Source organism: Collinsella aerofaciens (genome assembly GCF_015554145.1).
Classification (GTDB): Bacteria; Actinomycetota; Coriobacteriia; order Coriobacteriales; family Coriobacteriaceae; genus Collinsella; species Collinsella aerofaciens_AA.
Genome location: NZ_JADNHZ010000006.1, coordinates 1 through 20,429 on the forward strand (window position 1 = coordinate 1; position 20,429 = coordinate 20,429).

A 20,429-nucleotide genomic window follows, 5' to 3' on the forward strand; every position below is an offset into this window, starting at 1 on the left:
GGGGCTATTTCCGCGTTGCGCTAGCTGCGGAAACGCGGGGTCCGTTCAGGCTGTTGCGCTGAGATTGAAAATCAACCGTCCCTCTTTTTTCAAAATGTCGCGCACCTCGTTCTTAGTAATCGGCTTTTCAAACAACGAAAGCAAAGCGAACGAAAAATCATTAACCGCACACATTCTATGGGTGGCACAACTCAGCAGTACTCTTAACCCCTCTTTTGAGCGTCCGACTTCTTTAACAAACGAACTTTTAACCAATTGAAAACCGTTATCGTGCATTACATAATCGGCATCGATATTTGTATTCAGCAATCCATAATGCAACAGTTCTTCTATCGCCCTTGTCAGCTCGAGGTCGCCCTGATCAAGAATAAGAGAAATGCTACAATCGGCCTCCAATAAACGGGCCAACTTAAGGTATACCAACTGGGAAACAGCATAGACATGATGGTATTCAGAATTATAGAAGTAGGCAAATGGCTCAACGAGCACGACAGAGGTCTTGGAATCCAGCCAGATTCGATCAGCTGGATTTAGACTAGTTAGCCGTCGCTTTACTTTGGTCAAATGTCCCTTATACCTGACAGCGTGAATAGAATCTAGGATCCAGGTCACCTCTGAAATATGAAGCCGCTGGGGCAAGTCAATTGTGTCGCTACCGTTTATGACCTCTTGCATATAAAAATCAATATGATGCTCATCAGATAAGGATTTTGCTTCATTTAAAGTTAAACCAGTGCCTGAAACATAATCCACTTCGAGGCGCAAATCCTCATATTGGGACTTCGGCATTACAGAGACACCATACTTATCGGGATGATTCCAAACATCCGACCCCATAACGAGACCAAAATTCGTAAATCCTCTCGTGGAATATGGAACACCACATACCTGTTTTGAATAATTCAAAACATTCTCTGTATAAGCTAAGGTGTTCAGAGCCTCTTCTTTAGTTTCGGTCGGAAAGCCAATCATAAAAAATAGATGAACAGGAATACCCGCATTGAGACAATCATGGACATTGCGATCAATCCAATCAACTCTCGTGTTCTTCTTCATTAGATCAAGAACTCTTTGGTTGTATGACTCGAGGCCAAACTGAATCTGCCTACATCCACTTTGGTATATCTTGTTAAAAACTTCTGTACTTAGGGTTGGAGAGAACCTCGTTTCTCCATGCCAGAAAAACGTTTTTCCCGATGCGTTTATTTCATCCGCGAGTTGCTCCATTCTTTTGCCTTCGAATGTTTCATCCACAAAAGAGAAAACTCTCGTGCCGTATTTTTCATTTAACCGACACATTATTTCAAATACTCTCGATATAGGCATCTTTCGGTAACAACCACCGGTAGCACCGGGAATGGTGCAGAAGGCGCAATGATTAAAACACTGCCTAGAGGAATAAACCGGCAATATTAACTCAGGCATGAAGTATTTAGAAAGGGCGAAGCCATCGAAATCGGGAACTGTATCGTTGATAAATGTTTGCTCAATCCGATGGTTTTTATATATCTTTCCACCTTTAGCATGGCAAAGGTTTGGAACACAGTCGAGATTGTCATCACCAGAGTCAAGAGCCTCAAGAAGACGTGCAAGCGGCTCTTCGCCGTCATACATCATTATCGAATCAATGTATTCAAAAAAGGGATGCCATTCTTTCATGCAGTCATCTGCTAAACGAGTAATGTAATTGCCGCCCAATGAGACGTGTTTAACAGATGGACATTCTTCCTTAATCAGTTTCGCTAACGTAACTGCAGAAATCAATTGGAAACAGCCGCTCACCGAAATCCCAATAAACTCGAATTTTTCCCTCTGAATACGCTTAAGAAAGGCAGTTTCATAGAAGGAAATAAACGGATTATGCAAGGTATCCGCAAGCGATTTCATTATTTCTGGTGTCGAATAATAATCATAGGGCAGATCTATGGAGTTGAACGTGTATTTAACTCCATATGAGACGTGATTTATGATATAGAGTGCATTTCTAAAAATGTTTTCAGCATATTGTCTTTCTTTTAGATTAAAGTATCTCTTCGATCTGAAAATATCTTTTGCCTCGTCAACATTAAGTGCCGACTTTTGTATCAACTCGATTGTTAATTGAACATTCGAACTAAACGAATCCTTTGATTCCCGATACCTTTTACAGCACTCTTCGACATGTCTAAAAGATAGGAGGTCATCGTAAAATTCCACGTTTAAGTCAACAATGTCAACTTTGTATTGTTCAACCTCTTGAAGATATGACTTCAAAACAGGCAAGGCAAGATACGGCCCCACTGGACTCCATCCTGGGGGAAATACTAAAAGCGTTTTAGGCATATCAACGTCACATCTTTCGCAAATAATTCAATTGAAACACAACTACCATCATAATTGAAAATACACCAAGTCCTGTAACGAGAATTGAGAACATCGCGATGCTCGTGAACAGCGAAACAAGAAGTGTTGAAATAACAACAGCAACCGATTGCAAAGACTCCCTAATTGAAAACAGGCTTATCGATTCAGATCCGTCTCTCGCCAAATCCTGCAGCGATGTTATGAGAAGCACATCTTGAATGGCGTTTCCGGCACCGACGATAAAAAGGAAAATAAACGATATCCCAGACGCATAGCGATAGCCAAACGCCAGATACGCACCGAGCGCAAGATACGTCACAAAACAATATGATTTAACGCAATCGGAACCACTGATTAAACGACCATATATTGTATTTCCGAACAACAGTCCGATTGTAAGACTACTCTGAAGGAATCCGTATTGTATCGATGACGAGTCAAATTGCAATTGCGCTATAGCTGGCAAAAGAGAATTCAGAGAGCCGAATGCCACGCCACTAGAAATATCGATTAATAGGAAACCAATTGCCAAGTGCTTCGCGCTAAGATCACTAAATGCAGTCCTGTTTTTTTTCATTTTTGCTTATTCCCTCTTTATCATTAACCTCGATAACCGACGGAACATCTCGCAGCAACCAGAACGACGCGGCAAAAGAAAGCGCGTCTAATGCAAGAACAGCCTCCGCCCCAAATTGAGCGACAACAAAACCGCCGGCAACTGGCCCCAGAACCATCATCAAATTCTGCAGGAACCCAAACGAATTATTAATTACGTCGCGATTGATACTATTCGTATTGGCTCTTAACAACGAGTAAAAGCAGGGCATTTCTACCGTTCGGCAAAGCGATACCGCGCACGTAATAGCAAACATACTCCATTTACTATCAACAAAAATATAGCAAACGAATAATCCCGCGCGAATTAAGTCTGCCAATCTCATGGCCTGCAGTGTCCCGATACCCATCTTCTGAGGCAGCTGCGCGAGCGCAACTGAAAACAGAGAGGGGGCAAATCTGCAGCAGACCATCAAAGCAGTTGCAGAAACATCGTGAGTTACCTCGTAAATCAGCATTGGCAAAGCAATATTCGCACACCAATTGCCTATTTCGCTTATCCCTCTAGCAATATATAGGACCCGAACCGGACGGCTAGCTCTCAATACCGTGAACATCACGATTAACCTCGTATTTCAGGCCTCGTTCATCCCTTAATAGGAATCCATAATCAACCAAGTACCGCCTCAACACGGCATAATCAGGATAGAGCTGTGACAGCACACGATTAACCTGAAGCTCCGTATAACTTGTATTTAATTCAAAGAAAGAGACGGCCCATAGCAGCATGATTCTTTTATAGCTTTCCTTTTTTGGAATTGAAACCAGCTCGCCATTCTTGAGAAATCGTTTTTTAAAGTCTATTAGCTCATCCATTCACATCCTCCATTTCATACGCATTTAATACTAAAAATGCATACGCTTTAGGTCATCGCATTCAGCTTCTTTATTCGAACTAAACTCGAACTAATCTAAATTATTTGCTCAGACACTCTTCGAAAGCTCGTTTTTCACTCTGAGTAAAATGCCCTTCCCAGTCAGTCCACGAACAGGAAGGCAACTCACAACGAGCGGAGTCGAAGCCCTCTGCCGTCGGTCGCTCAAAATGCACGATAACCTTTTCAATATCGCCATCTGTAATCAGGTCAGAATGAATGACCTCGGTTCCATCTTCGAATGTCATATACGGGTACATCACGTAAACCACCTCGCAAACATAAATCCAGTTTAGCATCAAGCTATTGCACCAAAGACAGCAGGCCCCCTTGATGAGTTGATGGTATCTGTTAATTGTCACGTATGATTCACATCTGGTGGGTACCCTGATGGCTACACGAAACGAAGCAGATTTACACCGGGAGGACCCCGTATGACAACCAAGTACACCGACGCGCCGCGCACGCGCGTCATGACGCCGGCATCGCTCAACAACGGCGTGCACGAGAACCATTCCATCGGACAGACCATGGCCATCGCGCCCAAAAAGGGCCTGTTCGATGACATTTCCATTCCCCAGATCATCGCCGGCGCCGCAGCTGCCGCCACGAGCGTGGCGCTTGCCTCCAAGATTGGTATCGCTGGTTCAGTAATTGGTGCCGCCGTGAGCTCGGTCATCACCGTTGTGTCCTCGCAGGTCTACCGCCACTTTATCTCTGCCAGCGCCGAAGCCCTCAAAGGTACGCACGCCGCCGTCGACTACCCCGCCGGCGCCTATGAGCCCGTTGAGCTTAATGCCGAGGAGCACCTGGGCGGCGCCGCGACTACGCAGGAGATGCGTCAGGTCGCGGGACGCGCGACCACGGCGCGCGTCGCCCCCAACAGCCTGCGCGCCAAGGCGGCGGAAGAGCGCAGCCAGACGCAAAAGAAGGTCATCATCTTCTCGATCGCCATCGCCATCGTCGCGGTTATCGCCTGCGCCGGCGCCATCCTTATAACCACCGCCGGTGAGGGTCTGGGCGAGCGCCCCGAGCCAATCCTTTCGTCGCGCACGACCGAGCAAGACGCGGACAGCGCCGGCCAATCGCAAAGCCAGCAGAACGACTCACAGGCCAACTCCGCACCCACCGATTCTTCCTCGACCACCCCTGATCAGTCGCAAGGCACCGATTCCTCTTCGAACAGCGGCGGCACACAATCCGGAACGACCGACTCCAGCCAAACGACCGACGGCTCTCAGCAGAGCACGGGTGACCAGACGAGCGGCAATGCATCGGGCACGGGCTCAACCGACAACAGCAACACAAACAGCTCGAGCGGAACCGCATCCGGCACGGCATCCGACAGCTCGAGCCAAGGCACGACATCGGGCAACTAAGCACGATCGCCTCTCACAGATAACCGACCTGTATAACGGGCGCGAACCGGCAACGGTCGCGCCCGTTTGCTTTGGGCGCCGAGGTGGCAAGCCCTGCGCGATGGTAAGATGCTTTGGTGTGTAAAGAGGAGATTTGCCATGAGCAAGACAATAGTTAAGCCCACGCTATCGCTGGGCAACCACATCTATCTGTATCGCCTGCTGCGCGATGCGATTGGATGCGGCAAGCAAACGTTTATGACACAGGTCGAGGAGACACTCGCCGCTGGCGATATGACCGCTTATGACCTGGGCTTCGAGTCCACGCGCGAGCTGCTCGAGGAACTCGACGACTGCATTAAGCTGACCGTCTTTAAGGGCGGACGTCTGTATGCCACCGTCATCGCCAATGAGGCCTGGGATGCTGCCCTTGCCAAGGGCGAGGACAAGCCCAAGGCCGCCAAGGGCGCCAAGCAGTCCTACAAAAAGAAAAAGCGCGGCGAGAAGGACCTGAAGGCCGTGCGTCCCAAGCACGTTAAGCGTCCCGAGCCCGAGTCCGTGGCCGAAGTCGCTCCGGAGCCCGAGCCCGAGGTAGAGGCTGAAGTCACTGCTGAAGTAACGGCAGAGGTCGAAACTGAAATCGCTGCCACGACCGAGCCCGAAGTCATGGCTGAGCAGGAAGCCGCCGTTGAGCTCAACGAGGTTCCCAAGTCGAAAGCCGAAGAAACCGCCGGCCAACCCGAGACGCCTGCGTTCCAAAACAGCGATGTCTTTGGCGACAACGCCGAGGACGACCAGTCCGACGAGCCCGCGAATCAAGACGCTACCGAGGCGACGCCGGAACCCGAGACGCCGCAGCCCGCCATCTCGCTCACGGTTGTCTATGACCCCGAGAACGCCAACGCCGGCATCACCACCATGGTATCCACGCCGGTCGAGGCCAAGCCGAACGTCGAGGCAGAGGACACTCCGCAGGCCGGTGCCAAAACCGGGACCGAAGACACGTCCATCTCCGTGGAACCGACAGATTCCATAGCTAAGCCAGAAGCGGCATCTGAGTCTGCACCTGTCATTGAGTCCGCATCCGCACCCGCCTGTGACCAGGCTCCCACACCTGCACCGACTCCGGTCCCCAATTCAGCACCGGCCCCCGCTCCCGCAGCACCGACCATCCCCGGGGACTTCCCCATCGATTTCGCGACCGAGGTCTTCTGCCCTAGTCCGCTGCTGCACCAGCTGTCGACTTATCTCCCCTACGGCGCCGACACCCTCGGCATCGTCGGCGAGTACTACTGGATCGCTCGCGAGCGCGGTACCATCGAGGCTGGCCGTAACCGCGCGAGCTTCCCCCTGCGCTACACACAGGCCGGCAAACGCCACGAAGTCACCGTACGCATTCGCCGCAACACCACCGGCGGCCTCGGAGCCACCTGGGCCATCGACAAGGTCGAAGCCCCGGTCGAGTAAAAAACGGCCTCGGATAGCCAATTGACCATCCGAGGCCGTTTGAATTCAGGCCTTTTAGTTGTCATCGGCGCATATAGACACCAGAGAAGCAAGCTCATCCTCAAGTTGCGGAGCAAAGTATCTAAAAGAAACCTGCGCTCCAGTCGGTATCGACTCAATCATATTCGCAGCATTATCTGAAACTCGGTACGATGCAGTTTCACCTGTCTTCAAATCCTCTATTGAGCAGACAGCGTCTTCAGCATCAATCGACCTAAGCACGCCTTCTCCTTGTAACATCACATCGGCATGCCCGCCAGCTATTTCTAATGAACCTGAGTCTGTCGCAGTCACTTCTCCGGAACCTCCGCGCGATATCTCTTCCTTTGTTGAACAGCCCACCAATGAAGCCATCAGCACCAAAGACAGAGCTAGACGAATCGCCCTACTTCGAAAAAGTCGTTCCATAAGTCCACGCATAATAGCTCTGATCATACTTCAGGAAGGATAAAGATGAATTCCAGCCGTCCGCTATGCCAATCATCTGCCTTGTCTCTCCAGTTTTCTTACCAGTAAGTGTGGCGTAAGCCTCCGCTGTTACAGAATGGGCTGATCCGTTGTACAAACTCGCATGTAAAACATTCGGTCTATTAGAGTTAATCTCATTTTGAATGCTCGCGATAGCCGGAGAGGAGACAGTGCGGGCGATAAGAGTACTTCCTCTGCTTGCGCAGTAATTTGTAAACCCCGTTGCACAGGTTGATATCGGCGTTCCGCCCAAAACAACGCCGGGAACAGTCTGTTCTTCATCGGAAAGAGCATGGGTATTGGTGTAATTCCATATCTGCATATATTGCGAAGGGTCGCTATATAAATTGGCAATGCCATACAGTTCCGCAACGTTCGAAAAAGCTGTCACCATACAAGCATAGTGGGCAGTAAGCCTCTTAATCTCGCTTTCATCATATGACATAAACTGAGAAATGGAACGAAATCCAGATACTGTGTAATCCTGCATTTGAGTTGCGTAAATTACGACATCGTTCCAGCTTGAAGGTTTATTCGATAAAACGACAGTGCGTCCTTCTATGGAAACAGCCGGGATTGTTCTTCCGCAATTTGTTGTTATTGAACCGTCCAAAGATTGCACACCGAATTCGAATGGATTGATCATTACGACTGGGTTATTGAAAGAATAAGACTCAACACCAAGATCTCCTCCCCGATCCATAGGGCTGACTAAGCCGTCTCCAAAACGATATCCCGTAAGTATTTCATCATCTGAAGCATCTAAAACCAAATAGCCCGCGGCTCTATTGAATGTCACAACCGGAACAATGTAGCCAAGCGGGGACCCATCAACGTCTACAAAAGGAATAGGGTCAGAAGGCGTATACGAAGAGCCGAGGAGTCCCTTTATATATTTATCGGCAAGCTCTTGCGCAATTTCTGAAGTAAATTGTATCTGCTCACCATCAATATTGCCCGTCGAAGCAAAAACCTCTTTCGGACGTGCGGCTAAGGCGACAATTGAAGACGCGACAAGTTGCAGAAAACGACGACGCGAAAGCATATGTTCTTCTTTCTAGAGGAGCGACTTATAAGATACTCCCATTCTATAACCTTTTTTGTAACGTTACAGCACTGGTTATATTTCAATTCGATTTGCTTATGTCCTTGTAACCCAATACATCTTTACGTTTTAAACGGAATTAGAAAATCACTCATAGCAAAAACGGGCTTTAATCCCAAAGAGATGACTTTGATTATGAATCAAACCGGCAGTCAGGGCATAGCTGCAGTGCAATTGCTACAAGAAAGGCCGCCCTTGCTGGCGGCCTTTCTACTTGCTACTAGTCACGCGTGAGCTTGCGGTGGATACGATGCGGCTGGGCTGCGTCCTCGCCCAGGCGCTCGATGCGGTTGGCCTGATAGGCCTCGAAGTTGCCCTCGAACCAATACCAGTTGCCCGGATTCTCGTCGGTGCCCTCCCACGCCAGAATGTGCGTGGCGACGCGGTCCAGGAACATACGGTCGTGGCTAATGACCACCGAGCAGCCCGGGAACTCGAGCAGCGCCGCTTCGAGCGAGGACAGCGTCTCGACGTCGAGGTCGTTCGTGGGCTCGTCGAGGAGCAGCAGGTTGCCGCCCTGCTTGAGCGTAAGCGCCAGGTTCAGACGGTTGCGCTCGCCACCGGAAAGTACGCCAGCGCGCTTTTGCTGGTCGGAGCCCTTAAAGCCAAAGCTCGCCACATAAGCGCGGCTCGGAACCTCGGTCTCGCCGACCATCATGTGGTCCAGGCCGTCCGAGACGACCTCCCATAGGTTCTTATCGGGGTCGATGCCGGAACGGTTCTGGTCGACGTAAGAAATCTTGACGGTCTCGCCCACCTCGAGCTCGCCCGAAGTCAGCGGCTCCAGACCCACAATCGTCTTGAACAGCGTGGTCTTACCGACACCATTGGGGCCGATGACGCCCACGATGCCGTTGCGCGGCAGGGTGAACGAAAGGTCATCGATGAGCACGCGGCCATTGAACTCCTTGTGCAGATGATGGGCCTCGAGCACCTTGTTGCCCAGACGCGGTCCCACGGGGATGCGGATGTCGGTCCAGTCGAGCTTCTGGCTTGCGCGGGCCTCGGCCTCCATCTCCTCGTAGCGAGCCAGACGAGCCTTATTCTTGGCCTGGCGAGCCTTGGGCGAACTGCGCACCCACTCGAGCTCGGCCTCCATGCGCTTGGCGAGCTTGGCGTCGCGGTTGCCCTGCGCCTCAATACGCGCGGCCTTGGTCTCCAGATACGTGGAGTAGTTGCCCTTGTAGGGATAAAGGTGGCCGCGGTCGACCTCGCAGATCCACTCGGCAACGTTATCCAGGAAGTAGCGATCATGCGTGACGGCAAGCACCGCGCCCTGATAGTTGTGCAGGAAGTGCTCGAGCCACAGGATCGACTCAGCGTCCAGGTGGTTCGTGGGCTCGTCGAGCAGCAGCAGGTCGGGAGCCTCGAGTAGCAGCTTGCACAGGGCCACGCGACGGCGCTCGCCGCCGGAAAGCACGTTGACCGGCATGTCGGAATCGGGCAGCTGCAGGGCGTCCATGGCCTGACCGAGCTTGGAATCGATATCCCAGCCGTCGGCGGCGTCGATCTCGCCCTGGAGCTTGCCCATCTCGGCCATGAGGGCGTCCATATCGCAATCCGGGTCGCACATCTCCTCGCCGATCTTGTTGAAGCGATCGACCTTGGCAATCATATCGCCAAACGCCATGCGCACGTTCTCGATGACGGTCTTGTCGTCATCGAGCGGCGGCTCCTGCTGCAGGATGCCCACGGTGTAGCCGGGGGTAAGCCTGGCATCGCCGTTGGAGACTTCCTCGATACCGGCCATGATCTTGAGCAGGGTCGACTTACCCATGCCGTTGGGGCCCACGACGCCGATCTTGGCACCGGGGTAGAAGCTCAGGGTCACGTCGTCAAGGATTACCTTGTCGCCATGGGCCTTACGAGCCTGATACATCTGGTAGATAAACTCCGCCATTTGCCTGTTTTATCCTTTCTGCCTTCTGTTTCCCTATTCTTGATTCGCTTTAGTGGAAACGAAATGAGGAAACCAGCTCTGAAACTAAACGAAAAAGGGGCATGGTTGCCCACACCCCCTAATACTACCTGGGAAAAGTCCCCCGGAACATACTATGAACTGCGTACGCTAGTTTTCCGCAACCTTAGCGAACGGCTCGCTGCGATTTACGCCACAGCAGATACGAATAGGCGTAGGCAGCTCCGGCCGAACCAAACGCCAGAGCCGCAATCACCGCGGCGACGACTTCACTCGAAAGCACGCTGCCCGCCACGCCCATCACAATCAGGCCAACACCCAGCACCATAAAGCAGGCACCGCCAAAGCGCTGCGTACGGCGCCAGTTCTCGGGATCGGCAAGCGCCCAGGGCGTCTTGATACCGAGCGTGTAGTTCTGCTTTACGCGCGGTAAGTAGTTGCCCATACCAATAAAGAGCAAGCCGATAGCGCCTGATACCAGCAAATTGACCGTTCCTACCACCGGCACGATGCCCCACACCGTTAGCTCCCCCAGCCAGCTTATGGCACACATGAGCAGCGTGAAGGCGATTACGAAGCCCTGATAGAACTTACCCGAGGTCCGATACGCCTCGCCCTTGGGGTCAATGCGTGGCACGACGTAGAACATCGCGAGAAGTGCCAGAGGCAACACGCCGAGCGCGGAGGCCATCCAGCTAGGGCCCCAACCGTCGACGGCGCCGTTCGCTCCCCAGTGCGTGGGAATCTGTGCAGGCAAGCTCGGCATCACCATAAGGTGCGCCGCGACATTAATAGCGCAGACCACAACAAGCATGGCCCATACACGCGGCGATACCCCCGTGGCGTGAATGCCCTTGTTTTCGTTATTCATCCTTATCACCTTCAGTGTTTGTAAAGCCCATAAACCAGCCAATTAAATCCTGCATGACGGTGGTGTTTAAGCTGTATACGATGTTTTGGCCATGGCGCTCGTCGGTCACCAACCCGGCATTTTTGAGCGTCGCCAAGTGATGGCTTAGCGACGGCTTGCTAATGTCAAAATGCTCGGCAAGCTCCCCTGCCGTGCGGTTGCCCTCGCGCAGCAGCTCCAAAATGCGCCGCCGCGTAGGGTCGGCCAGCGCCTTAAAACCCTCTCCCGGCATAGAACCTCCTCTCGCTATCTCTCGCGACGTGCACACTATACTCGTTATTTAGATGTTTGTCTAATTATCTAATCTTGTACTCAAAAAAATAGCCGCCTCCGCGTAATGCGAAGACAGCCACTTCTCACGCTACAAACGTGTTTTGGAGTTGGCCAACCCGCTGCAACGGGTGCCATCTGCTTCATCTTATGCGAATCCCGGTCCCATTTCAACAAGCCTCAAGGGCTCAAATGGAATCGCGATAATACCTATAATGACGATAGCTAAACACGACCCGCTTCCCCATCGGAGGATATCTATGACCGAATCAGCAGCCGCAGCTCCCGTCGAGACACGCGACACCAAGCTCGAGATCATCATGGGCCGCGAGGCACTCGACAAGCTCGCCAACGCCACGGTGCTGATACTCGGCTGCGGAGGCGTGGGCTCTAGCTGCTGCGAGGCACTTGCCCGCGGCGGCATCGGGCATTTTGTGATTCTGGACAAGGACACCATCGCGCCCAGCAATATCAATCGCCAGGCCATCGCCTTTCACAGCACCGTCGGCAAGCGAAAGGTCGATGTTATGGAAGCCATGATCCACGATATCAATCCCGCCACCACCGTCATCAAGCGAACTGAATATCTGCTGAGCGACAACATCGATGATTTCTTCGCGAGCGTTTTGGAGCAGACGGGCGGCAAGCTCAACTACGTCGTCGACGCCATCGACACCATCTCGGCCAAGCTCACCATTGCCAAATATGCTCAGGACCATGACATCCGTTTGGTTAGCTCCATGGGCGGGGCCAACAAACTCCATCCCGAGTGCCTCCGCTTTGCCGACATCTTCGATACGGTACGTGACCCCATGAGCCGCATTATGCGCAAAGAATGCAAGAAGCGCGGAATCAAGAGCCTACACGTACTGTTTAGCTGCGAGGAATCGGTTAAGACACAGCCCCGCGACCCTTCCAACATCCACGAGCGCACCGAGCTGGGAACTGCCAGTTTTATGCCGCCCATCATGGGTCAAATGATTGCCGGCGAGGTTATCCGCCAGATCAGCGGGCGCGGGTGCGAGCGCGTGCGCGCCGATGGCCAGCGCTTGGACTAGCAGGATGCCCTGCGATGGAACCGCGATTCTTTGACACGCATTGTCATCTTGATTTGATGCTCAGCCCCGATGCTGCAGCCAGTGAGTCGGCGGCGTTGGGTCTGGGGCTCTTTGACTGCGGGGTCGACCCACGCGACTTCGCGGCAGCAAAAAAGCGGGCCAGCCGCTACCCAAACATTATCGCGGGCGCCGGCCTCCATCCCTGGTGGCTCGCCGACGGCCGCTGTGGTCCTGCCGAAGTCAATCTGCTTTGCAAAGTTGCTGACCAAGAGCGCTATATCGGCGAGGTAGGACTCGACTTTTCCGTGCGCTTTGCTGGAAGTGAGCTGCTACAAATACAGGCACTTAACCGGCTCTGCGATACACTCGTGCAGCATCCTCTTACCGGGCGCGTGATATCAATTCACGCCGTTCGTTCGGCAGGAACCGTGCTAGACATCCTCGAGTCGCATGGATTACTCACGCCAAGCCCCGACTCCCCCGCTATCATTTTCCACTGGTTTAGCGACACTTCGAACGAGTTCGTCCGCGCACGAAGCGCAGGCTGCTATTTTTCCGTGAACGAGCGGATGCTCGCCACCAAGCGCGGTCGCGAATATGCCAGACAGATCCCACTCGATTGTCTGCTGCTCGAAACCGACGCTCCTGCCGAACTGCAAGCAGATACAAGCGCGCGGCAGCTCATCACATCGCTAAAAAGCGTCTCCCGGCGCATCGCCGAACTTAAAAACTGCGCCGAGGAGAGCGTCGAATCGACCGTTTTAGGAAATTCGCGCTCCATATTTGACTTCCGCTGATCCCGGTGGGCAAAAAATGCCAAATATGAGTACTATTGCAAAGCTAGTCACATCATTTTGCGACAAAACAACACCCTGATAATGCACAGCCGTTCATTATCAGGGTGTTTTAGCATGGATAAAGCCGCCTATAACAGGCTTTTATCGCTCTCGGACATTCAACTAGGGCCTCAAAAGCTTAATTTCGCTGTTACTAAAATAGTGACAGTACTCATATTTGGCATTTTTTGCCCACAGGGTCCCGAGAAGACAACGATTCGACTTCCCGGGACTGCTCACCTATTCGGAAATCGGCGCTCCATGGCCCCAGGAGCCTTCCATGCCGCATACAGTCGAGGCAAACCCCGCCGCAAAGTCGAGCGCGCGCTCAATAGCATTAGCGTCATCGTTGCCACGCTTGACAGCATCGAGATAGCACATCAGGAACGAAGTCAGGAACGAGTCACCCGCTCCCATGGTGTCCTTCATATCTGCCACAGGCTTGGCATGCTGCCGATAGTAACGCTTGCCGTCGTAGGCAATGCAGCCCTCAGCGCCAGCCGTGGCCGATACAAAACGCGGACCCAAGCCCTGCACCCATGCCAGACGCTCGCGAATCTCGTCCTCACCCGCGGCATCCGCCGCACTAAAGAAAGCAAAATCGACGTAGGGCGCAATTTGCTCGTAGTACTCGTCGGTGGAGTCGTCCGAAAAGTCAAAAGAGACCGTGACGCCCGCAGCCTTCAACTTGGGCAGCTCGCGCTCGGTGAAGCAATAGTTGCCCGAATGAACCACATCGAACTGCTTCATGTACGAAAGGTCAAAGCGATCGAGAACATAGCGCGCATCGCCACGGATACCGCCCTCGTTGGAACCGAGGAAGACACGGTCACCGTCAACGACGGTCACGCGAGCCGCTCCGTTCTCACCAATCATCTGCTCGCACTTGTCAAGCTCGATACCCTCATCCTCGAGGCTTGCAATGACATGCTCGGCAGCGGCGTCATTGCCAAAAATGCCCATGTATGCAGAGCGTGCGGCACCGCATTTCTTGGCATAAACGGCGAAGTTCACCGCATTGCCGCCGGGATACATGGTGTGGATATGCTCGTAGCGATCGACGACGTTGTCGCCAAATCCGAGCGCGTTAACGTTAAATGCCATGGCCTTTGCCCCTTCTAGTACTCGACAACACCCATATAGCGACGAAAATCGGGATCGTGATCAAACACCTTGCCGCGTGCAGCACGCAGCTCGCAGTTCATGGCGTAGAACAGCACCGGGTCCAGATAGGCACGGACGCTCGCCGGCACGGCTTCCATACCGTACTCCTTGGCATCGAGCACCATCAGCGTATCGGTATGCGTCTTAAGGAACGCAAGGGCGCGCTCGTCCATAGCACGGCACTCGCTGGAGCCCATCTGCAGGAAGTAAAAAACGCCATCCTGAGTAGCCTCGAAGGGGCCGTGGAAGTACTCGGCAGAGTGGATGTAGCTGCAGTGCTGCCACTGCATCTCCATAAGAGAGCAGATAGCGAAACCGTAGGTCTGGCTAAAGTTGGGACCGCTGCCCAGAATGTAGAAGAACTCGTGCTCCTGGCAAAGCTTGGCAAAACGATCGCCTAGCTCGGCATTTACCTTCTCACGTGCCGGGGGAAGAATCTTATCCATCTCGGCGATACCGGCATACATATCGGCAAGATCGGCGTAGCCCTCCTGCTGATCGAGCAGCTCGGCCGCAAGCGACAGCGAAATGCCAGCGGGGACCTCGGCCTGCGGCACGCCCTCGCCCCACGGGTAGACCCACGTGGTCCACTTGCCGGAGTCAATCTTGGATCCAGCGTTGTCGGTCTGGGCGATCACCGTAGCGCCGGCAGCAAGGGCAATCTCACAGCCCTCGACGACCTCGGGGGTGTTGCCGCTGTGGCTGCAAGCAATGACCAGGGATTTCTCACCCAAGCGGCGCGGGCGCATGATATCAAACTCGCGAGCCGTATAGATATACGAAGTGAAGGTGGTTGCCTCGCGCTGCAGAAGCTCATGAGCCGGGATCAAATCGATCATGGAGCCACCGCAAGCAATCCAGTAGACGCTGTCGAACTTGCCCTTCTCGGCAATTGCCTCTTTGATCAGATCGTGTGCGTTCATATCCAGTTCCTTTCTTGTTTGGTCCGCAATCAATGACGTTGGCTGCGTGGCCGATAGTTGTTTTAGTCAATCAGATATTTCTCGAATGCGGCCATGTTCTTGGCATCTGCCGCCGCCGGGTCATCGTAGTAACGCCCGTCCGTGATTTCCTGGCCCAGCATGCCATCGAAACCATGGGCATTAAGCGTGGCGACGAAGGCGTCCATATCGTGCTTGCCATCGCCCCACACCAGATGGCCATACGGGTCACCGTCGATAAAGTGCATCTCGTGAATTGCCCCATCACCAAAGGCGGCAAACCAGTCCTCGAGCGTCTCGCCCGCAACGCCCATCGCGGTTGTATCAACCATGGGCTGTAAGTACGGGCTCGCGACCTCGTCAATCATGCGCTTCGCATCGGAAACCGTCGTTACAAGGTTGCTCTCCTCGGGACGCAGGCTTTCCATCGTAAGCACCAGACCGTGCTCACCGGCATACTCCGCCAGAATGGACAAGTGCTCGCGGCTGCGCTTCCAGGCTTCCTCGCGGTCCTCGTCCCAGTCGCCCCAGCCCGAGTTGACGGACATACGGTCGCACCCAAGTACCTCGGCAAGCTCAATGCCGTGCTTAAAGTACGCCAGGCTGCGCTGTTCATGCAGCGGTTTGCGTGCGCAGTACTGCCAAGGATAGACAACATTCTCGGGGCACAGAGTACGATACCTAAGCCCACGGCCTGCAGCCTTTTTCGCCAGGACCTCAGCCTCAAAGTAGCCCGTGTGGTCGAGCGTCACATGCGGCTCCGCACACCACAGCTCAATGGACTCAAAGCCCAAACGCTGCTGCACATCAAGGAAGTAATCGAGCGACCACATGATGTAGTGGATATTCATGCCCGCAATCTGTTCGCGGCGCAGCGTCGGTTTGGATTCAGACATCTTATGCCTCCTTATTTCGATCGAACACGATTTGTCCGTCCGACATCGTCATATCAACCGAAAGATCGCGTGCGTCGCGATAATCGAGGTCGAACACATCCCGATCGAGCACGCAGATATCGGCAAGATTGCCGACCTCAAGCGTACCCAGTTCGTCTTCGCGCATCAGATCGTACGCGCCCCCGGCAGTCCAAGCACGCAAGAGCTCGACAAGCGTCAGCGCGTTGGCCTCATTCACGGGCAGCCCATCGTCGAAGTATCCACCGCACGCGCTGTAGATTGACTCGCCCAGGCTCGGAATCAGCAGTGGCAAATCCGTACCACAGCACACCGTGCATCCGGAATCTTCCATGCCGCGGCGATTCCAGCTGTGCAAAAGTCGCGTCTCGCCAATTTGTCGACGCATCATCGACAGGCAATCCTCGCGCCGGTCCAGCGTCAGAATCTGCGGATAGACCTCGCAAATTCCACCTAACTTGCCAAACTCGACAAGATCGGTCGGGTCAGAGTTCTCGAGATCGGTAATCGCATGGCGGCGAAGCAACCGTCCATGCTCGTCTCGAGGCAGCGAGGCATAGAGCGCCACGGTGCGACGAACGGCGCCATCGCCCTGGCAATGCAAAGAATATCGGAAGCCGTCAGCATCAATTGCGCGCAGCTCGTTCTCAATCAGATCCCACTCGGGCTCCTCGACAACCGTCTTGCCGGCAGCTCCCGCATCGGCCGTGTCCTCATAGGGGTCAATCATCTCGGCAAGCCCCGCCCATACGCCGCGATCGGTCATACGGTTGAAGCCAGAAAAACGAACGAACGGTCCCCGAAAGCGCTCTCGTGCCTCGCGAGCATACGACAGATTTGCACCGGCACCCACCGGCTGCGACATCATAGAGACGCGAACCGTCAGCTCACCAGATTCTTCACGGCGAGCCATTTCGTCGGCAAAACCGTAGTAGTCATCAAACGCCATCTCCTTGATGGCGGTAACGCCGCGCTCGTTAAGCATGCTCATGTAGTCCGAATACCCCGCACGTACCTCGGGCAGCGCGAGGAAATCGCTCATCATGCGCCAGATCTTCTCGGCATAGCACGCCTGGGGTGTGAAGCCGTATCGCGCACTGGCGGCAGCATTGAGAACGCAGGTCTCCGCACCCGGTGTAAAGCAGACGACAGGGATATCGCCAAAACAATCGTCAAACACAGCCGCCGTATTTGCGTTCTCGGCATCCGATGCCAACGTTTCGGGTAGGTTGTGGCCAAAAGCCGCCGCGCAATCCGGATGATCTTCTTTCCATGCACGCAAGAGCGACACGGCCTCTTTGGCATCAGCGATGCCGGACAGATCAGGCCCCAACGTCCGCAGCGCCCAGCCTGTATAGAAGGTATGCACATCGATCAGGCCAGGCATGACGGTGCGGTCGCCCAGGTCAACTACCTCGTCCGCCTGGGTCAAATACGAAGCTAGCTCACACTTGGTGCCAACCGCCTCAATTCGATTGCCACGGACCGCTACGAAACCTTCAAACGGCAGGTCCCCCGTACCGGTAAAGACGCTCTTAGACGTCAGGACCGTCAAACGATCAGACATCACAACCACCTACGCCGGAAGCATGCCAGAAATTGCCGTTACGATCAGGCCAAAGACGACCATGAAGATGAAGAACTTCCAAATGGTCTTCCACCATTGGCCAAACGAAATCTTAGCCACGCCAAGGCCGGCAACCGTCATGCCCGCCACGGGACTGATGGTGTTGATGGTCTGGTTGGCAAACTGGAGCGCGGTAACGGCCGCCTCGGGATTGAGGCCCATGAGCTCGGTCAGGGGGCCCATAACGGGCATGGTGAGTGCCGCCAGGCCAGAACTCGAGGGAACCAGCAAAGAGAGCAGGCCAAGGACGATATACATAAACGTGGTGTAGACGGCGGCGGGTGCACCGGCGAGCGCAGTAGCGAGCGCCTGGAGGATGGTGTCGATGATCATGCCGCCCTCGGCGATGACCAGAATACCGCGAGCGATACCGATAACGATGGCGGCGTACGCAAAGTCGGCGAGACCTTTAACGAACTCCTCAGCAATCGTCTGCTGGTCAAGACCGCCCAGGATACCGGCAAGCAAGCCCATGCCAAGGAACACGGCGGAAATCTCATTCATGTACCAACCCTGGGTAACAAGACCCCAGACGATAATGCCCATACCGCAAGCAAAATCGATAAGCACGAGCTTCTGACGGGTAGTGAACTCTTCCTCGATGGAGGCATCGGTCACGGAAAACTCGATACGCTTGAGCTTATCGTCCTCGTACGTAATGGACGACTCGGGGTTTTTCTTGACGCGCATGGCGTAGCGCATGGCCCATGCGATACCGACAGCAGTGAAGATGACCCAAGAAACGGCGCGCAGCCACAGTTGCGGATTGCCCTCGATGCCAATGATGCCTTGGGCGATCAAAACATTAAACGGATCGATGGTCGAAGCGCAATATCCCAGGTTAGGACCAAGGAAGCAGATGATGAATGCCGTCATCGAGTCATAACCGATACCCATCATGATGGGAATGAAGATGGCATAGAACGGCAGGGCTTCCTCAGACATACCAAACGTGGTGCCGCAAATGGACAGCAACGTCATCGTGATGGGAATGATGAGGATGTCCTTGTTCTTGAGCTTTTTAATCACACGGCTCATGCCGGCATTCAAAGCGTTGGTCTTGGTGATGATTGCGAACGATCCGCCAATCAATAAGACGAACGCAACGACGTCGGCAGCCTCTTGGATGCCCTTAGTGGGCGCTTGCAGGACCGCGAAGATATCCTGACCCAGATTGATGGTCTCGCCGGTCTCGGAATCGGTGTAGTTCTTATCGACCTGTTCATAGGTTCCAGCAACGGCGACTTCACGCTCGCCCGCCGCTGTCGAAATCGTCTTGCGCTGATACTGACCAGAGGGAACGATCCAAGTCAGGACCGCAAAGACAACGATCAGCAAGAACATGATCGTATAGACATGCGGTAATTTGAACTTAAAACGTCTGTTTGTCTTCTTCGCCTTCGTATCTGACATAGATACCTCCAAAGAACTCGAGATTGCATCGCATCTCGCTTCAACGTTTGCACAAGGCAAACGTTCTATGACGTTCTATAGATTACCAGCAGCTTTTCTCGTCATCAAGATAATTTCAAACTGATTGCCGCAACGCGGTTGAACGGTTGCGTTTGTGCCGTGAACGGTATGGAAACGCCCGGTGAGATGATCCACCGGGCGTCTCCATTCGCAATGTCCTAGATGTCAAAAACGTAGCGAGACCCAACGATCCGCTGACGACCGATGATAAACGGCCGCCGCTGCTCATCAAAGAAGAAGGCTTCCATATAAAACAAGGGTTCGCCAACGGGAACCGCCAGCAACCGAGCGACCTCGGGCGATGCGCACGCGATCTCGAGCGTGCACGGGTCGGTAAACGCAGGCGTCCGCCCCGTCCGGTTGCGCACGAACTCAAAAATGGATTGGTTAGATAGAGGCGCCGTTGATAGATAGGCGTTGTCCTCGTAAACGTATATGTTGTTCTCAAGCATGACAGGGACGCCATCGGCAGTACGCACGCGCTCAACGCAAATCAAGTCAGTTCCAACGGGAACACCAAAGAACTGTGCTTCGGTGGAATCCGCCGGCAGTATCTTTCTCGAAATGACACACGCCCCCGGTTCCATTCCGTTAGCGCGGCATGCGTCCGAAAAACTCTGGACGTCATCCTTCTGGCGAATCTTGCGCTTGAGCTTGGGGGCATTGACAAACGTGCCTTTCCCCTGTCGCTTCGTTAGATAGCCCTGTTGGACGAGCTCCTCAATAGCGCGTCGCACGGTAACGCGGCCAACTTTATAGCTCTCAGCCAATTCGAATTCGTTGGGTATCCGCGCACCTGCCTTGTAGGCACCGGAGTTGATTTCGTTTTTAATGATATCAATGACCTGTTGGTACAGCGGTATCGCTGCTTTACCGTCAGTTAGCCCTTCAGTCGGTGGCATATACCCTCTCCCAGCGCAATTACGTCTAAAACGGGCTTAAGGGCATTCAACAAGTCCTTAAGCCCGCATTAGCTTAAAGTATGCTAGGTGTCGCACCAAAATGTCGGGTATTTACTCATCGGACCCGAAAAACGCGCAACTAACGC

20 protein-coding genes are annotated in these 20,429 nt (G+C 53.5%); 4 read left to right on the forward strand and 16 right to left on the reverse strand.

Annotation, left to right across the window (positions count from 1 at the left end; genetic code table 11):
- Positions 1-45 precede the first annotated feature (45 nt).
- The 5 genes from I2E13_RS03360 to I2E13_RS10900 all read right to left on the reverse strand — a co-directional run bounded on the left by I2E13_RS03360 (position 46) and on the right by I2E13_RS10900 (position 4,096).
- Positions 46-2,322, reverse strand: coding sequence for a B12-binding domain-containing radical SAM protein (locus I2E13_RS03360; RefSeq protein ID WP_117758545.1), 2,277 nt, complete (start codon positions 2,320-2,322; stop codon positions 46-48).
- A gap of 7 nt (positions 2,323-2,329) precedes the next feature.
- On the reverse strand, positions 2,330-2,920 hold the full coding sequence (locus I2E13_RS03365; protein ID WP_195404188.1) for an MFS transporter: 591 nt from the start codon (positions 2,918-2,920) through the stop codon (positions 2,330-2,332).
- A complete protein-coding gene (locus tag I2E13_RS03370; protein ID WP_229057810.1) occupies positions 2,895-3,515 on the reverse strand; it encodes an MFS transporter in 621 nt (206 codons plus the stop codon). Before I2E13_RS03370 ends, I2E13_RS03365 begins: the two co-directional genes overlap by 26 nt.
- Positions 3,493-3,774: a DUF2087 domain-containing protein gene (locus I2E13_RS03375; RefSeq protein WP_055251466.1), complete on the reverse strand. Its 282-nt coding sequence runs from the start codon at positions 3,772-3,774 to the stop codon at positions 3,493-3,495. The genes I2E13_RS03370 and I2E13_RS03375 overlap by 23 nt, the downstream gene beginning before the upstream one ends.
- A gap of 100 nt (positions 3,775-3,874) precedes the next feature.
- Positions 3,875-4,096: a hypothetical protein gene (locus tag I2E13_RS10900; protein ID WP_055251482.1), complete on the reverse strand. Its 222-nt coding sequence runs from the start codon at positions 4,094-4,096 to the stop codon at positions 3,875-3,877.
- A gap of 171 nt (positions 4,097-4,267) precedes the next feature.
- On the opposite strand from I2E13_RS10900, the gene I2E13_RS03380 reads away from it, so the two are divergent.
- Together I2E13_RS03380 and I2E13_RS03385 are read left to right on the forward strand one after the other, a co-directional pair.
- Positions 4,268-5,212 (forward strand): hypothetical protein, encoded by a 945-nt coding sequence (locus tag I2E13_RS03380; protein WP_117758546.1) that lies wholly within the window; start codon positions 4,268-4,270, stop codon positions 5,210-5,212.
- Between the two features lie 138 nt (positions 5,213-5,350).
- A complete protein-coding gene (locus I2E13_RS03385) occupies positions 5,351-6,658 on the forward strand; it encodes a hypothetical protein (protein ID WP_117758547.1) in 1,308 nt (435 codons plus the stop codon).
- Between the two features lie 54 nt (positions 6,659-6,712).
- On the opposite strand, the gene I2E13_RS03390 is transcribed toward I2E13_RS03385, so the two are convergent.
- From I2E13_RS03390 to I2E13_RS03410, 5 genes are all read right to left on the reverse strand, one after another.
- Positions 6,713-7,105 (reverse strand): hypothetical protein, encoded by a 393-nt coding sequence (locus tag I2E13_RS03390; RefSeq protein WP_147352039.1) that lies wholly within the window; start codon positions 7,103-7,105, stop codon positions 6,713-6,715.
- Positions 7,083-8,210: a hypothetical protein gene (locus tag I2E13_RS03395; protein WP_195404190.1), complete on the reverse strand. Its 1,128-nt coding sequence runs from the start codon at positions 8,208-8,210 to the stop codon at positions 7,083-7,085. Before I2E13_RS03395 ends, I2E13_RS03390 begins: the two co-directional genes overlap by 23 nt.
- Positions 8,211-8,490: 280 nt before the next feature.
- Positions 8,491-10,170 (reverse strand): energy-dependent translational throttle protein EttA, encoded by a 1,680-nt coding sequence (gene ettA / locus I2E13_RS03400; RefSeq protein WP_195404191.1) that lies wholly within the window; start codon positions 10,168-10,170, stop codon positions 8,491-8,493.
- Between the two features lie 184 nt (positions 10,171-10,354).
- A complete protein-coding gene (locus tag I2E13_RS03405) occupies positions 10,355-11,059 on the reverse strand; it encodes an SdpI family protein (protein WP_195404192.1) in 705 nt (234 codons plus the stop codon).
- A complete protein-coding gene (locus tag I2E13_RS03410) occupies positions 11,052-11,330 on the reverse strand; it encodes an autorepressor SdpR family transcription factor (protein ID WP_195404193.1) in 279 nt (92 codons plus the stop codon). Before I2E13_RS03410 ends, I2E13_RS03405 begins: the two co-directional genes overlap by 8 nt.
- Positions 11,331-11,628: 298 nt before the next feature.
- Here I2E13_RS03410 and I2E13_RS03415 point away from each other — a divergent pair, with 298 nt between their 5' ends.
- Together I2E13_RS03415 and I2E13_RS03420 are read left to right on the forward strand one after the other, a co-directional pair.
- Positions 11,629-12,426: a tRNA threonylcarbamoyladenosine dehydratase gene (locus I2E13_RS03415; protein WP_195404194.1), complete on the forward strand. Its 798-nt coding sequence runs from the start codon at positions 11,629-11,631 to the stop codon at positions 12,424-12,426.
- Between the two features lie 14 nt (positions 12,427-12,440).
- Positions 12,441-13,223, forward strand: a complete 783-nt coding sequence (locus I2E13_RS03420; protein WP_195404195.1) for a TatD family hydrolase — start codon at positions 12,441-12,443, stop codon at positions 13,221-13,223.
- 279 nt (positions 13,224-13,502) lie between these two features.
- Here the strand turns inward: I2E13_RS03420 and I2E13_RS03425 are convergent, their stop codons facing one another.
- From I2E13_RS03425 to I2E13_RS03450, 6 genes are all read right to left on the reverse strand, one after another.
- The gene (locus I2E13_RS03425; protein WP_195404196.1) at positions 13,503-14,366 is read right to left on the reverse strand and encodes a PfkB family carbohydrate kinase; all 864 of its coding nucleotides are present in this window, start codon (positions 14,364-14,366) and stop codon (positions 13,503-13,505) included.
- Between the two features lie 14 nt (positions 14,367-14,380).
- Complete coding sequence (locus I2E13_RS03430; RefSeq protein ID WP_022094440.1) at positions 14,381-15,349, reverse strand: SIS domain-containing protein; 969 nt, start codon at positions 15,347-15,349, stop codon at positions 14,381-14,383.
- Between the two features lie 62 nt (positions 15,350-15,411).
- On the reverse strand, positions 15,412-16,263 hold the full coding sequence (locus I2E13_RS03435) for a sugar phosphate isomerase/epimerase family protein (protein ID WP_118328647.1): 852 nt from the start codon (positions 16,261-16,263) through the stop codon (positions 15,412-15,414).
- A gap of 1 nt (position 16,264) precedes the next feature.
- Positions 16,265-17,848: an amidohydrolase gene (locus I2E13_RS03440; RefSeq protein ID WP_195404197.1), complete on the reverse strand. Its 1,584-nt coding sequence runs from the start codon at positions 17,846-17,848 to the stop codon at positions 16,265-16,267.
- 9 nt (positions 17,849-17,857) lie between these two features.
- On the reverse strand, positions 17,858-19,321 hold the full coding sequence (locus tag I2E13_RS03445) for a YfcC family protein (protein ID WP_117716559.1): 1,464 nt from the start codon (positions 19,319-19,321) through the stop codon (positions 17,858-17,860).
- A gap of 218 nt (positions 19,322-19,539) precedes the next feature.
- Positions 19,540-20,283, reverse strand: a complete 744-nt coding sequence (locus I2E13_RS03450) for a GntR family transcriptional regulator (RefSeq protein ID WP_161194586.1) — start codon at positions 20,281-20,283, stop codon at positions 19,540-19,542.
- Positions 20,284-20,429 lie beyond the last annotated feature (146 nt).